The 14,157-nt window shown below is 63.3% G+C and carries 12 protein-coding genes; 2 read left to right on the top strand and 10 right to left on the bottom strand.

Annotated features, from left to right (window positions below):
- Positions 1–56: 56 nt before the first annotated feature.
- On the bottom strand, positions 57–1,538 hold the full coding sequence (locus tag FNZ07_RS15780) for an N-acyl-D-amino-acid deacylase family protein (RefSeq protein ID WP_091009793.1): 1,482 nt from the start codon (positions 1,536–1,538) through the stop codon (positions 57–59).
- Positions 1,539–1,541: 3 nt separating this feature from the next.
- A complete protein-coding gene (locus FNZ07_RS15775; protein WP_091009790.1) occupies positions 1,542–2,432 on the bottom strand; it encodes a MurR/RpiR family transcriptional regulator in 891 nt (296 codons plus the stop codon).
- Between the two features lie 126 nt (positions 2,433–2,558).
- Here FNZ07_RS15775 and FNZ07_RS15770 point away from each other — a divergent pair, with 126 nt between their 5' ends.
- Positions 2,559–3,839, top strand: a complete 1,281-nt coding sequence (locus FNZ07_RS15770) for an amino acid deaminase (protein ID WP_091010888.1) — start codon at positions 2,559–2,561, stop codon at positions 3,837–3,839.
- A gap of 52 nt (positions 3,840–3,891) precedes the next feature.
- On the opposite strand, the gene FNZ07_RS15765 is transcribed toward FNZ07_RS15770, so the two are convergent.
- The gene (locus tag FNZ07_RS15765; RefSeq protein ID WP_091009787.1) at positions 3,892–4,350 is read right to left on the bottom strand and encodes a MarR family winged helix-turn-helix transcriptional regulator; all 459 of its coding nucleotides are present in this window, start codon (positions 4,348–4,350) and stop codon (positions 3,892–3,894) included.
- A 28-nt stretch (positions 4,351–4,378) separates the two neighbouring features.
- Positions 4,379–5,974: an MDR family MFS transporter gene (locus FNZ07_RS15760; RefSeq protein ID WP_091009784.1), complete on the bottom strand. Its 1,596-nt coding sequence runs from the start codon at positions 5,972–5,974 to the stop codon at positions 4,379–4,381.
- A gap of 135 nt (positions 5,975–6,109) precedes the next feature.
- On the opposite strand from FNZ07_RS15760, the gene FNZ07_RS15755 reads away from it, so the two are divergent.
- Positions 6,110–6,952: an EcsC family protein gene (locus tag FNZ07_RS15755; protein ID WP_091009781.1), complete on the top strand. Its 843-nt coding sequence runs from the start codon at positions 6,110–6,112 to the stop codon at positions 6,950–6,952.
- Here FNZ07_RS15755 and FNZ07_RS15750 read toward each other — a convergent pair.
- From FNZ07_RS15750 to FNZ07_RS15725, 6 genes are all read right to left on the bottom strand, one after another.
- Positions 6,922–7,872 carry an alpha/beta hydrolase gene (locus FNZ07_RS15750; RefSeq protein ID WP_091009778.1) on the bottom strand — a complete coding sequence of 317 codons (951 nt, stop codon included), beginning with the start codon at positions 7,870–7,872 and terminating at the stop codon, positions 6,922–6,924. The two genes, FNZ07_RS15755 and FNZ07_RS15750, sit on opposite strands and share 31 nt — an antisense overlap.
- 97 nt (positions 7,873–7,969) lie before the next feature.
- On the bottom strand, positions 7,970–8,404 hold the full coding sequence (locus FNZ07_RS15745; RefSeq protein WP_091009775.1) for a CHRD domain-containing protein: 435 nt from the start codon (positions 8,402–8,404) through the stop codon (positions 7,970–7,972).
- Positions 8,405–8,694: 290 nt separating this feature from the next.
- Positions 8,695–10,896 (bottom strand): ATP-binding protein, encoded by a 2,202-nt coding sequence (locus FNZ07_RS15740; RefSeq protein ID WP_091009772.1) that lies wholly within the window; start codon positions 10,894–10,896, stop codon positions 8,695–8,697.
- A 171-nt stretch (positions 10,897–11,067) separates the two neighbouring features.
- A complete protein-coding gene (locus tag FNZ07_RS15735) occupies positions 11,068–11,712 on the bottom strand; it encodes a response regulator transcription factor (protein ID WP_091009770.1) in 645 nt (214 codons plus the stop codon).
- A 249-nt stretch (positions 11,713–11,961) separates the two neighbouring features.
- On the bottom strand, positions 11,962–12,612 hold the full coding sequence (locus FNZ07_RS15730; RefSeq protein WP_245811405.1) for a response regulator: 651 nt from the start codon (positions 12,610–12,612) through the stop codon (positions 11,962–11,964).
- A 185-nt stretch (positions 12,613–12,797) separates the two neighbouring features.
- The gene (locus tag FNZ07_RS15725; protein WP_091009767.1) at positions 12,798–14,102 is read right to left on the bottom strand and encodes an MFS transporter; all 1,305 of its coding nucleotides are present in this window, start codon (positions 14,100–14,102) and stop codon (positions 12,798–12,800) included.
- Positions 14,103–14,157 lie beyond the last annotated feature (55 nt).

Below are 14,157 nucleotides of genomic sequence, written 5' to 3'. Positions count from 1 at the left end.
CTCCTCAAGTTCATGACAAGGTGCGCGCGGATCGATCCCCGCGCACCGTTTTGATTTCAGAATGCGCCGTGCGCATCGCCGCGCGACGCGGCACCGCGCGCAACGAAATGCCCCGCGCGTTCGCCGGTCGGCTGGCCGTCGCGATACGACAGCACGCCGTTCACCCACACCGCGTCGATGCCGTCGGCGGCTTGCTGCGGCTTTTCGAACGTCGCCGTATCGCGTACCCGCGCCGGATCGAACAACACCAGATCCGCGTGATAGCCGACCTGCACTTCGCCGCGCTGCGCGAGCCCGAAGCGCCGCGCCGACAAGCCGGTCATCTTGCGCACGGCTTCTTCGAGCGGGATCAACGCTGCATCGCGTGCGTAGTGGCCGAGCACGCGCGGAAACGCGCCCCACAACCGCGGATGCGGCAGCGGATCGTTCGGCAGGCCATCGGAACCAACCATCGTCGCGGGATGCGCGAGGATGCGACGCACGTCGTCTTCCGACATGTTGTGATAGACCGCCCCGGCCGGCTGCAGACGTTTCGCTGCTTCCTGCTGCGTCACGCCCCACTCCGCTGCGATGTCCTTCACGAGCTTGCCCGCTGCCTCGGGATGCGGCTGCGACCATGTGATGGTGATGTCGATATCGCCCGTCACCTGTCTCAGGTCGAGCGTCGTCGAACTGCGGTTGTACGGATAGCAATCGCAACCGATCGGCTGCAACCGGCGCGCGCCTTCCAGCGATTCGAGCACTTCGCGGCTGCGCCCCCAGTTCGACGGCCCCGCGCATTTCAGATGCGAGATCACGACCGGCACATGCGCGTGCTTGCCGATGCGGTATGCCTCGTCCATTGCATCGAGGATCGCGTCGAACTCGGTACGCATGTGTGTCGTGTACAACGCGCCCGCTGCCGCGAGCGGCTCGGCAAGCGCCATCACTTCTTCGGTCGGCGCGGCGAATGCGGAGCTGTACGCGAGCCCCGTACTCAGACCGAGCGCGCCATGCGCGAGCGCTTCTTCGAGCTGCGCACGCATGCCGTCAATTTCGCTTTGTGTCGCCCCGCGGTCGAGCCTGTCCATATGGTTGCTGCGCAGCGCCGTATGGCCGATCAACGCACCGACATTGACCGCGGGCCGCGCTGCATTCACCGCTTCGACATAAGCGGCAAACGTCGGGTAGCTGAACGCATCGCGCTCGCCGAGCAGGCTCATCGGATCGGGCGGCTCGCCTTTCAGCGAGACCGGCGACGCGCTGATTCCACAATTGCCAACGATCACCGTCGTCACGCCCTGGGTGATTTTCGGCAGCATCTGCGGCGAGCGGATGACGTGCGTGTCGTCGTGGGTGTGGACATCGATGAAGCCCGGCGCAACCGCGCGGCCGTTCGCTTCGACGACCTCTTCCGCGAGCCAGTTCGACAGATTGCCGATCGCGGCGATGCGACCGTCGCGCACCGCAATATCGCGTTCGACCGGCGGCGCGCCGGTACCGTCGTACAACTGCGCACCGACGATCAATGTATCGGCAGCTTCGGGATGCGAGTGCATGAATCAGTCTCCTATTGGTTGTCGGTCGTCGCCGCCGCGATGCGCATCGAGCGCATGCTTCATGCGACGCAGCAGTTCGCGGCTCTCGTCACCGAGACTGACGGCGAGTTCGGTGACGAGCACGTCGAGTGCCATCATCATCGCGTAGCGTGATGACGACGGCTTGTAGATGAAATCGGTTTCGAAGGCGACGATCGGAATCAGCCAGTCCGCGAGCTTTGCAAGCGGCGAGGCTGGCGCGGTCAACATGATCAACGTCGCACCGTAGCTGCGCGCGATCCGGCAGCTCTCGACAATCTCAGGCACGCGGCCCGTCGCGGACAGTGCGATCACCACACATTCGCGCGACACCGTGCTGGCCACCATCCGCTGCAGCAACCCTTCCTGGTAGGTTGCGACCGGGCGGCCGAGGCGCACGAGCCGGAAGCGCATTTCATCGGCGAGCGCGGTCGAGCCACCGCCCATGCCGAACACGTAGATCATGCGCGCTTCGCGTAACGCCGCTGCGGCCTGGGCAAGCGGTGCCTGGCGCAGCAACGCGTGGTTGTGCGTGAGCGCCGTCTGCACTTCGTCGAAGACGCGCGTGGCGAGCGGCTCGGGGGCATCCGCGGATGCGCCGGCTTTCAGAAAACGCTGCCCGACCGCGGCCGCCTGCGCAAGCCGCAGCTTCAGTTCGCGCACGTCGCGGCACCCGACCGCCTTCGCAAAGCGCGTCACGGTCGCAACGCTCACCTCCGCCTGCTGCGCAAGCGCACCGATGCTCGCGCGCGACGCGCCGGTCAGATCGTCGAGAATCAGCGCCGCCACCTTGCGCTCGGCCGAACGCAGATCGGGCGCGCATTCGGCGATACGCGCGACGATATCGAAGGCGAGTGGTTCGGTCGTTGAATTCATCGGCAAGGCCGTGGGTGGGGTACCACGAACGCTGGTACTAAATAACATTTCGCAGATCATCGTACTTTCTGTACCATATTAAAGTCAACTTCGAATCGATTTAACTGGATGATGGAGCCGGATTACATGAAAGTTACAAACTATCAGGGCGCGACGATTGATCCTTATAGCAAGGGCTTGGGCATGGTTCCCGGTACCAGCATCCAGTTGACGGATGCCGCGCGTCTCGAATGGAATCTGCTCGACGAAGACGTCAGTCTGCCGGCCGCGGTGCTGTATGCGGAGCGTGTCGAACACAACCTCAAATGGATGCAGGCGTTCGTCGCGGAGTACGGTCTCAAGCTCGCACCGCACGGCAAGACGACGATGGCGCCGCAGCTGTTTCGCCGGCAGATCGAAACGGGTGCGTGGGGTATCACGCTCGCTACCGCGCATCAGGTGCGGGCCGCGTATCGCGGCGGCGTATCGCGCGTGCTGATGGCGAATCAACTGGTCGGCAAACACAACATGCTGATGATCGCGGAGCTGTTGAGCGATCCGGACTTCGAATTCTTTTGTCTCGTCGATTCCGTCGATGGTGTCGAACAACTGGGCAAGTTCTTCGGCTCGGTGGGCAAGTCGCTGCAGGTGCTGCTCGAACTCGGTGTACCGGGCGGTCGCACCGGCGTGCGCGACGAGGCGCAGCGCAACGCGGTGCTCGACGCGATTGCGCGTTATCCGGATGCGTTGAAGCTCGCCGGCGTCGAACTGTATGAAGGCGTGTTGAAGGAAGAAGATGAAGTGCGCGCGTTTCTGCGCAGCGCGGTAACGACGACGCTCGCACTCGCCGATGCCGGTCGTTTCGCGCGCACGCCGGCAGTGCTGTCGGGTGCGGGATCGGCGTGGTACGACGTGGTCGCGGAAGAATTTTCGAAGGCGTCGGATGGCGAGCGCATCGAGATCGTGCTGCGCCCCGGCTGCTATCTGACGCACGACGTCGGCGTGTACCGGAAGGCGCAGACCGATATCTTCGCGCGCAATCCGGTGGCAAAGAAAATGGGTGAGGGGTTATTGCCGGCGTTGCAGTTGTGGGCCTACGTGCAATCGATTCCCGAACCCGATCGCGCGATTATCGGTCTCGGCAAGCGCGATTCCGCCTTCGATTCGGGCATGCCGGAGCCGGCGCGCCACTATCGGCCGGGCACCGGTGGGCAGCCGCGCGACATCGCCGCGAGCGAAGGCTGGGAAATATTCGGGCTGATGGACCAGCATGCGTATCTGCGCATTCCGGCAGGCGCCGATCTGAAAGTCGGCGACATGATCGCCTTCGACATCTCGCATCCGTGCCTGACGTTCGACAAATGGCGTCAGTTGCTGGTTGTCGATCCGGCTTACCGCGTGACGGAAGTGATCGAGACGTTTTTCTGACGCGTCGCGCGTCTGCACGGCGAAGCTCGCCTTAGACGGTGAGCCACGCGGCTCAGCTCTCGTCGGCCTCTGCAGGCACTGTCGCGGCGACCTCGCCGATGCGTGCCTCAAGCATCTTCAACGCGCCGGACAGCGCAACCACCGCATCGTCCGGCAGTGCCCCCATCGTGTCGTCAAAGAACGCCTGCCGCTGCGGCATGCTCGCTTCCGTGACGGCGCGCCCTTCGTCGGTGAGCTTCACGTTAGTGACGCGGTTGTCGCGTGTGTCCATGCTGCGCGCGATCCAGCCCATCTGTTCGAGTGTCTTGAGCTGACGCGTGAGCGCACCCGGGTCAATGTGCAAGCGCTCGACAAGCCGCTTCTGGGACGATTCCCCGTCCTGCTCGTGTAGCGCGAGCAGAATCCGCCAGCGCGGCATCGGATGGCCGACGTACTGTTCGAACGCCGCCATGAACGCGCGATACGTGCGGCCGAACTGCTGAACGATGGCGACGCGGTCGTGTACTTCCATAAGAATCTGCCTGGGCGAAATCGGTGTATCAGTCCACGTGAACCGTCGGTTCAACCTGGCGATGCAGCTTGATGGGCGGCACGCGCCGGCTCTGCCAGATCGACACGACGGCGATCACCGCGGCCAGTGCGAGCCCGACATGGATCGCACCGACGAGCGCTTCGCGCGCCGACTCCAGCAGCATGCCGCCATTGTGTCCGGCATGCGCGAGCTGGCCGAGCAAGGTCTGCTGCTCGTCGTGATTGATCAGGATCTGCGGGTCGCCGAGATCGCTGCTCCATTGCATCGCGTGATCGCTTTCCAGCGCGTTGCGCACACCGCTCGCGTACATGTGCGTGACGAGCGTACCGGTAAGCGCTGTGCCGAGCATCCCGCCGATCATCCGCAGCGATTGCAGCAGCGCAGTCGCGATGCCGAGGTGTTCGCGGCCCGCGGTCTGCTGCGCGAAGATGGTGAGATTCGGCATCACGAAGCCGAGCCCCAGGCCGCCGATGATCATGAACGACATGAGTAGCCATTGCGGCATCGAGCGCGTCGCGACGACGACGCCGAGGCACGCGATCGCAACGAGCGCAAAGCCGATAAACAGCATCAGATTCGGATTGCGCACCCGCGACACGATCCGGCCGTTCGCGATACTCCCGATCGTAATGAACACGACGAGCGGCGTGATGACGAGACCCGCCTCTTTCGGCGACATGCCGAACCCACCCTGAAACAGCAGCGGTGCGTAAAACAGCATCGAGAACATCGTGAAGCCGCCGAGCACCGAGAGCGTAAACAGCGCGGACAGACTGCGATTGCGGAACATATCGATGGGCAGGATGGCTTGCGGGAACGACTTTTCCCAGCGCCACAAACCGTATGCGGAGGCAACGCTGACTGCGAGCAGCGCCGCCGTGCCGACCGACACACCATGCTTCGGCAGCATTTCGACGAAGAGCTGCAGGCAACCGAGCACGGCGGCGATCAGCAAGGCACCGGGCCAGTCGAGCCGCATCTTGTCTTTATGCTCGATGTGCCGCAGATGCGGCAGATAACGCCAGACGAAAAACAACGAGAGCAGACCGACAGGCAGATTCACGTAGAACACCGAGCGCCAGCCGGAGTACTGCGTGAGAAAGCCACCCAGCGACGGTCCGACCGCATTCGCGATGCCGAACGCCGAACTCATCATCACCTGCCAGCGCAGACGCACCACCGAATCGGGGAACAGGTCGGGAATGCACGCGAACGCGGTGCCGACCAGCATGCCGCCGCCGATCCCTTGCAACCCGCGCGCGAGCACGAGGAACAGCATGCTGTTGGCGGCGCCGCACAGCACCGACGCACCGGTGAACAGGACGATCGACGCAATCACGAACGGCTTGCGCCCGTAATAGTCGCCGAGCCGGCCGAAGATCGGAACGGTGATGACGGAGGTGAGCAGATAGGAGGTCGCGACCCACGCGTAGAGATCGAAGCCTTTCAGCTCGGACACGATGGTGGGCAGCGCCGTGCCGACCACGGTCTGGTCGAGCGCGACGAGCATCGTCACGAAGGAGATGCCGAGCATCGCTAGTAGCGATTCACGGAACGGTAAAACTTGCCCACTCGAGTGGTGGGCCGCGGTATGGACAGCCATTTTTGATCGCGCAACAGTTGACTCGTCAAACGATGGGGAATCATACCATAGCGGGAAGTTCTAAACTGGCTCGGGTCGGCGGTTAAAGTCGGCCAATCCGTGCCTGCAACGTTTGCAACGATGACCGGGAGGTCCATGGAGTCGAATCCGCTCGCCACACCCGTCCTGTCACCCGACGATCTGAACGCGCTGCGGCGCGCGAAACACGAGCTCGAAAGCCCCGCGCTGACGATGAAGCTCGCGAGTATTGTCGGTGCGCCGCTGGAAAAACTGCTGGCGCGGATGCCCGCGTTCGCCAACGAGAAGGTCGGCGATGCGACCCAGCTCGCGTTGCGCAAATGCCTGCAACTCGCGTTGCGCACGCTTAACCGGGCGGACCCGGCGGCTGCTTCGGCTACGCCGGATAAGCCAAGCAACCTGCTGCACAAGTTCGCGGTCGCGACGACCGGCGCGGCGGGCGGCGCGTTCGGCCTGTTTGCACTACCGGTCGAATTGCCGGTCACGACGACATTGATGTTTCGCTCGATCTGCGACATCGCGCGTAGCGAAGGAGAGGATCTGTCGTCGGTGGAAACGCAGTTGCAGTGCCTGACCGTGCTCGGCATGGGCAGCGCATCGAAGGCCGACGACGATGCCGATTTCGGCTACTTCATCATGCGCGGCGCGCTGGCGCAGGCGGTGTCGAAGGCATCGTCGGAGATTGCGAGCAAGGGGTTTGCCACGCACGGTTCGGCCGCTTTGCTGCGGCTCGTGAACACGATTGCCGCGCGCTTCTCGGTGCAGGTCAGCGAGCAGGTCGCGGCAAAATCGATTCCGGCGATCGGCGCGGTACTGGGCGCGATGGTCAACACGGTCTTCATCGATCACTTCCAGCAGGTCGCGCACGGCCACTTCACCGTGCGCAGGCTGGAGCGTCAGTACGGCACGGAAACCGTCGAAGCCGCGTATCAGACGATCGACATTTCGCTCGCCGACTGAGCGGTCTCTACGCGCGTGACCTGACGCACGAAATCGGCCGCACGATCGAGTGCGCGACGAGCCTCGGGAATAAACGGCGTCCAGATCTGCCAGACGTGCGGCATCTTCGGCCAGATTTCGAAGTCGACGGTCACGCCGACTGCGCGAGCGCTGTCGGCGACCCGGCGCGAATCGTCGAGCAGCACTTCAGTGCTCGCAGCCTGCATGAAGAGCGGCGGCAAGCCGTGCAGGTCGGCATACAGCGGCGATGCATAGGGATTCGTGGCGGGCGTATCGCCGAGATAGAGCTTCGCTGCGCGGCCGATTGCCGGACCGCTGAACATCGGGTCGGCGCCGTCGTTGGTGCGGATCGTCGCGCCTGTCGCGGCGAGATCGGTCCACGCCGAAAACAGGATCGCGCCGGCCGGCAACACATCGCCGGCATCGCGCAGCGCGACGAGCGTCGCCAGTGCGAGTCCGCCGCCCGCGGAGTCGCCGGCAATCACGATCGACTCCGGCGACGTGCCCTGCGCAACCAGTTGGCGATAGGCCGCGAGCGCATCGTCGAGTGCAGCGGGAAACGGATGCTCTGGAGCCAGGCGATAGTCGAGCGAGAACACGCGCGCATCGGTGCGTGTGCCCAACCCGAAAGTGATGGCACGGTGCGTACGCGGCGAACAGAAGTAATACCCGCCACCGTGCAGATACAGGATGACAGGCGCCGTCGGCGCCGCGCCTGCCCGCTCGAACCATTCGCCATACAGCGGCGCATCGCTGGGACCGTACTGCTCGCGCAACGTCCAGCCCGCCGGCACGCGCGGCACCCGCGCGCCTTTGTTCATCACGGCGCGCGCAGCCTCTGCATTGACTGTCGTGCGTAACGTGTGCGGACGGAATTTCCTGCGTATGAACCAGCAGGCGATCGTGCTTTGCCAACTCATTGGAACGTGCTCCTCGGACGGCGAGGCCGTCATGGTACGTGCGATCGGCAACGCACCGCTCGATGGGCCGCTCTAAATGCAGCGGCCGTGAAGTCGACTAGTTGGCAGGCAGGACCTGCCCGCGAATTTCACCCGACGGATTCTGCGCCGTGTGCACATTGAAGTACCACTGGCCGGCCATCAGATCGGCGGCCTGCTGATCGGTCAACGTCGCTGCGCCCTTGATCGGACTGGCGAGCGCGTTCTTGTCGATCGGCACCTGAACCTTGGCGTTCTGTCCGACCGGCGCAGGCCCGTGGAAATGCGCCATCGTCGCGGGGCCCGTCAGGCCTTCGTAAGTCGCGGTCCATTGCAGCGCCTTCGTCGACGTATCGAATGATGCATTCAGCATGCCGTGCCCATGACTCACACGCGGCGGCACTTCGCTGGACGGCTCGAGATCGGCCTTGAGCGCCACCGTATCGGCAAACGCCACGCCCGTTGCGAGCGCCCACAACACGACAGCCAGATTCAATTTGCGTATCGCAATCATCTTTTTCTCCGGACTCGTATCGCACCGCACAAGCGGTTGCCCGCGCGGGTGAACACATACTAGGGCAATTTCAGACCCGCCGCGCGGCTCGATCGAGCCTGCGCAAAGGCATGCGGTAATGCAAATTCCCGCTGCCTGACGACGATACCCTCCACATTCTCCAATAGAGAATTGCGCGATTCGCACTGAATGCCATGGCAAACCCCTGCTAGGCTACGCATGCGAGAAGTGACTCCTTCATCGAAGGATGTCTCCAAGTTTAAACGCGGCTTCGGCCGCGTTTTTTTTCGTTATGCGAGCGACGTTGCCTGCGCCTCGATGTCGTCCAGCAGCGCGTTGCAGGTATCGAGTAGCGCGAGCCCATCGGCGCGCAGAGATTCGATGGGCTTCGTCACAATATCGCGCCGGTACGCTTCGAGCACGTCGAGTAGCGGCGGATATTGCAGCACGCTCGCGGCACCCGCGACGCGGTGGTGCCACGCCAACAGACGCTCTACATCGGGATCGTCGAGTAACGGATGCAGCGCGCGCATGTCGTCGCGTACCGCTGAGACGAACGCCTCCAGTAGCGTCTTCACTGTGGTTTCGCTGCCCCACAATTCTGTCATGTAGGTCAGATCGATGGGCGCACTCGGCCGAGGCGCTTCTTGCGCCGGCGGTGCGGACGATGCGTATGCACCAGGCTCGCCGAACCATTTGCCCAGATGCTCGCGCAAGGCGGCGAGGCGCACGGGTTTGACGATGCAGTCGTCCATGCCGGCTTCACGACACAGACGTGGATCGTCGGGGCCGGTGTTCGCCGTGATGCCGAGAATCTTCGTTCGTCCCGTTACGCCGCACGCGTTCCACTCGTTCTCGCGTACCCATCGTGCCAGGCCGTAGCCCGATAGCCCCGGCATGTGGCAATCCGAAATCAGGCAACCGTAGTGAGTTTGCTTAAGTGCGGCGAGCGCCTGCGTACCGTCGTCCACGACATCGCAGGCAAAACCGAGCGACGCCAGTTGATGACGGATCAGCGCCTGGTGAACCGGATCGTCTTCGGCGACAAGCACGAGCGTTCCGCGGGCGATCGCCAGCTCGCGATCGGGCAACGCGGGTATGTCATCAACGGATAAACCAGCGAGCGTAGACGACGGAGATGCCAGTCGATCATCCCCCAGCACATCGGGCAGGTAGCATTGCCCTTCGACCGGCAGGACGACGCGCAATGTCACGCAGGTACCGACACCGGGAGCGCTACGCAACTCAAGCGTGCCGCCCATCAGATGCACAAGCCGTCTGCAGATCGCAAGACCGAGACCCACACCACCGAAGCGGCGGCTCGTCGACGGCTCGGCCTGCACGAACGGCTCGAAGATCTGCATCTGCACATCCGGCGCGATGCCGATGCCGGAGTCCGTCACCGCGATTTCGACGATCTGGTGCTGGGCGTCGGCATAGGTAGCCGAGACATCCACTTCGATGCGGCCGCTAGACGTGAACTTGATCGCATTGCCGAGCAGGTTGAGAAGAACCTGCCGCAACCGGGCTCTGTCGCCGCGCAATGTCGCCGCAAGATCAGAGGCGATGTTCATCCGCACACTCAACCCCTTCTCGTGCGCGCGGGTCACCATCATGGTCACCGTGCTGTCGATCAGTTGCCGCAGGTCGAGCGGTTCGGATTCGACGGTGAGGTGCCCTGCTTCGATTCTCGAGTAGTCGAGCAGGTCGTCGAGAATCTGCAGCAACGTGATTGCCGAGACGTTGATCGTGCCTAGCATCTCGCGCTGTTCCGCAGTAAGCGGCATACGCTCCAGCATATCGACGAGACCCAGTACGCCGTTCATCGGGGTGCGCAATTCATGGCTCATCGTCGCGAGAAAGTCGTCCTTTGTTTGCGACGTGGTCTGGACGAGATCGAGTTGCGACGTGAGCTGCCGCTCATGCTGTTTGCGCTCAGTGATTTCACGCCGCAACAGGTGGAGCTTGCGCAGCGCAATCGGTAGCGCGGTGCTGAGCGCGAGCAGCAACGGCAGCAGGCACAGCGTGTAGATACGCCACCGGCCGTCGTCGCCGGCTCGAACAGTCGTGACCATCGAAGCACGGGCATCACGCTTGTACATCCGCAGCGTGCCATCCGCGACCACGCGTTGCGCGCTTACGGCAAACACCGGCAGGTGGCAATCGTCACAGCGCCGGTTGATCGTCGGACGATCGGTGTTTCGTGTGCCTGCGTCGTCGACCGTCGTCGCCGTGTGTATCGATGGAAATGCGCCGGTTGTCCGCTCAACGCTCCGGCGTGGGTCGCCCGTCGCCTCGGCAATATCGCCGGTCAAGAACACGAACGCCATTGTCAGAATGCGCAACAGCGATTGCGACATACCTGATAGAAGCGACACGCCGGCCACCCGTGCCCGAATCACACCAGATGCGCCCAAACCCAGATCACCGGCCCACGCGACCCGCATCGAACCCGCGCCCTCAATCAGCACTCCCTTTTCCACACCTGCCATAGAACCTCCATTCAGCGCTTTGCAGCGGCACCGTCCCCACGCCTGCCGCCAGCGACAGACGGGTATGCGGTTCCGTCTACCCAGAACTAATAGGAAGAATCGCAAATGGCAATCTGTGTGTCGTATCCGTCGATGCCCGATTCACAGCGTGTTGTTTATCGACGCAAATCGTTACGCCAAACCTATCTGATTCGCATAACCGATCAGTTCAGCGTCGGTCTCAAGACCAAGCTTGCGCATCGCATTACGCTTCTGCGTGCTGACCGTTTTCACGCTACGACCCAAAGTCGTGGCGATCTGCGACACGCCAAAACCGCGCGCGTAAAACTGGAACACCTCCCACTCACGCACGCTCAGCATTCCGACACGCGGCTGTGGCGACGCGTCGTCCGACTCCGGCACGAGCTGTACGCGTTCAGACAGATAAGGCGTGCGGGTTCTGGCCGCTTCGATCGCATCGATCAGTTCATGCACGGTATCGCGCTTGTCGACGATCGCGCTCACGCCAAGCACCAGCAGCCCGCTCAACACGGGCGGATGGCGCAGCATCGTGAGCACGACGACCGGTGGGCAAGCGGGATCGCGCAAGATCCGGCGCAGTAGCGAAACCGCACTGCTTTCGCCGTTGGCACCCGGCATACCGATATCGGCGACGATCACGTCGCAACGGCAGGTATCGTAGAGCTCGGCGAGCGACCCGGCATCGCACGCGGTGCCGACCAGCGACATATGTGGAGCGGTGGAAAGCAGATGGTGTACGCAAGCGCGAATAGCGCTGTGATCGTCGGCAACGATGACACGGATAGGCTGTTTCATTTGATTGTCGTTATACCCATGACGTCCCTGCACCAGGTGGGGTGCATCCCCGGGACGTATAGAACTCACGGTGTCGCGTCTTTACGATGCGGGCCGTCGACGGGCCTGCACGCGGCGACCCCGCGTCGTCAGCTCGCGCTGTGTGTTCGTAGCGGCGAGTCCGTGCAGAAGCGTGCGGTATCGGCTAACTCGTCGATATAAGACAGTTCTGAATTCGCGTTGAGCCGAGATAGCCCGACATGAAAGACATCAGGAAATTCCGTAGGCGCGCACGTAGATGAACAGCCCGGCATCGTTGCTCACGCCGAACTTGATCATCGCATTGCGCTTTTGCCGGCTGACGGTACGAATATCGCGTTTGAGCGTACGCGCGATTTCGGAGATCGACTGACCGCCCGCGAAGAGACCGACAACTTCCATCTCGCGCGGCGACAACCGGCGTATCGGCGCGAGGCCGACTGGGTCGCCACTCGCGGTGGCGAGTGCATCGAGTATCGGCTGGCCAACGTAAGGACGGCCATACCCGGCGCAGCGAATCGCCGCAACCAGATCTTCCATCGATTCAGTCTTGTTGAGCATGCCGGTCACACCGTGCGACATGATCGCGCGCAGGATTGCGGCATTCGTGAGAGCAGTCAGCACGACGATGCGCACCTGCGGCCAGTCGCGACACACGCGCCGCACGAGGCGCAGACCGTCCTCCGCGAGCGCGCCGGCCTCGGGCATCGTGAGGTCGGTAACCAGTACGTCGCAGGGTGTGGTTTTCAACAGGGCGATCAGCGTCGTGGCGCTGTCGGCTTCGCCGACGATCTCGATGCCCTCCTGCGCGGCGAGCGAGGCCCGAATTCCCAGCAGCACGAACGGATGATCGTCCGCAACGATGACGCGAAGGTTCCCCATGTTTTTCTCTTAGTACCTTACTGACGCAAAGCGCGCCGCACAGGCGGCGCGCTTTGCCATCAGATCACCACCTTCGGCCTGCAGAAATAGGAGATGTCTGAATCAGTTGGGTATTTCGAAGAAAAACGTGACGATACTTTTGGACGGACAGCATCGCTCGCCCTGCGGCGGACGATGCTGCGTGTTCAAGCGTGAGCCGTGCTTGTCTCGCGCACCGCGACTGCGCGCGGAAACACCGGCAGCGCAATCAGCGCAAAGAGACTCGCGACTGCCCACACCACCGGCCACGACGTGATGGACAGCAACACCGGAATGGCGAGCGGCGTCAGGAACAGCATGATGAACACGCAGGTGTTGCCCATTGCGAGTGCGGTACCGGCGCGACTCGTGCCGGCAAGCGTCGCGAGTTCCGTGAACGCCACACCGTGCCATGCCGACGCGCATACGCCACCGGCCACGATCATCGCCGCGCACACCACGACCATCGCTGCATGCTGCATGCCGACCGCGGCCGATATCAGCGCGAGCGCAGCAAACAACACCGCAGTAACGAGACTGCATGCCCGCATATAGGCACGGCGGTTGCCCTTACGATCGGTCCAGCGGCCGCTCAGGACACGCGCGATCGCGGCGCCCGTCTGCACGGCCACCATCGTCGCGCTGATCGTGACGATGCTCGCATGACCGAAGTCGTGCAGAAAGACCGTCGCAAACGTGACGACCGCCAGTTGCGGCGCGCACAACATGCCAGCCGCAATCGCCACCCGCCATACGCCGACGTTACGCAGCGGCGAAGCCGACACGGCCGGTGCGGTGTCCACGCGGCGACGTTGCGTGGTGCGTGCGGCGTCGGTTGCGTCGGTTGTGTCGGCAGCTGGGGGCTCATGCAGCCAGCGCCATGCGAACCCTGCAGTTACCGCGCACAGGATCGCCAGCAGACCAAAGACCGCGCTGAAGCCGAGGTGCACGGCAAGCACCGGCAACACCAGCGCGCCGAGACCGCCGCCGGCGGGCACCGCTGTCTGGCGGATGCTCATCGCGAGGCCGCGCTCGCCTTCGCGAAACCACGCCATCACGGCGCGCCCGCTCGAACCGTTGACACTGCCGCCCAGCAGTCCGACCAGCAGCAACCACAGCGCCAGCGCGGACACGCCAGGTACCGACGCCGCGCCAGGCACGACGAACAGCGCCATCGCGGCAAGCGCCAGCGCCGTCGCACCGAGCCCGAGCAGCAGTACGCGCCGGTCGCCCCAGCGGTCGGTCAGCAAGCCCCACGGCAATTCGCTGATCGCGATGCCGAGCCCAAGCATCCCCAGCACGAGACCAAGGCCGCCATTGCCGAGGTGATAGCCCGAGCGCAGAAAGACCGCAGTGGTCGGAATGCCGGAAAACGCGGCCGAAAAGCTCGCGTTCGCGGCAAAACCCACGCCCAACACCTTCCACCGATGATTGCTGGTAAGTGCGCCGGCCCTTGAGCGGTTCGATTCCATGACGATTGCCTCCTGTTTCGATGATCGATGGCGTTATCGTAGGGATGGACCTATC

Origin of the sequence: Paraburkholderia megapolitana (assembly GCF_007556815.1) — a bacterium.
Lineage (GTDB): Bacteria > Pseudomonadota > Gammaproteobacteria > Burkholderiales > Burkholderiaceae > Paraburkholderia > Paraburkholderia megapolitana.
Note: the sequence above shows the minus strand (reverse complement) of the source record. Positions and strands in the feature narration are given on the sequence as shown.

What these genes read in the sequence shown, in the direction of transcription:
- FNZ07_RS15730 (WP_245811405.1), bottom strand. Translation starts at nt 12,612, where the DNA reads ATGGGGAACCTTCGCGTCATCGTTGCGGACGATCATCCGTTCGTGCTG.
- FNZ07_RS15745 (WP_091009775.1), bottom strand. Translation starts at nt 8,404, where the DNA reads ATGATTGCGATACGCAAATTGAATCTGGCTGTCGTGTTGTGGGCGCTC.
- FNZ07_RS15755 (WP_091009781.1), top strand. Translation starts at nt 6,110, where the DNA reads ATGGAGTCGAATCCGCTCGCCACACCCGTCCTGTCACCCGACGATCTG.
- FNZ07_RS15735 (WP_091009770.1), bottom strand. Translation starts at nt 11,712, where the DNA reads ATGAAACAGCCTATCCGTGTCATCGTTGCCGACGATCACAGCGCTATT.
- FNZ07_RS15780 (WP_091009793.1), bottom strand. Translation starts at nt 1,538, where the DNA reads ATGCACTCGCATCCCGAAGCTGCCGATACATTGATCGTCGGTGCGCAG.
- FNZ07_RS15740 (WP_091009772.1), bottom strand. Translation starts at nt 10,896, where the DNA reads ATGGCAGGTGTGGAAAAGGGAGTGCTGATTGAGGGCGCGGGTTCGATG.
- FNZ07_RS15770 (WP_091010888.1), top strand. Translation starts at nt 2,559, where the DNA reads ATGAAAGTTACAAACTATCAGGGCGCGACGATTGATCCTTATAGCAAG.
- FNZ07_RS15750 (WP_091009778.1), bottom strand. Translation starts at nt 7,872, where the DNA reads ATGAGTTGGCAAAGCACGATCGCCTGCTGGTTCATACGCAGGAAATTC.
- FNZ07_RS15765 (WP_091009787.1), bottom strand. Translation starts at nt 4,350, where the DNA reads ATGGAAGTACACGACCGCGTCGCCATCGTTCAGCAGTTCGGCCGCACG.
- FNZ07_RS15725 (WP_091009767.1), bottom strand. Translation starts at nt 14,102, where the DNA reads ATGGAATCGAACCGCTCAAGGGCCGGCGCACTTACCAGCAATCATCGG.
- FNZ07_RS15775 (WP_091009790.1), bottom strand. Translation starts at nt 2,432, where the DNA reads ATGAATTCAACGACCGAACCACTCGCCTTCGATATCGTCGCGCGTATC.
- FNZ07_RS15760 (WP_091009784.1), bottom strand. Translation starts at nt 5,974, where the DNA reads ATGGCTGTCCATACCGCGGCCCACCACTCGAGTGGGCAAGTTTTACCG.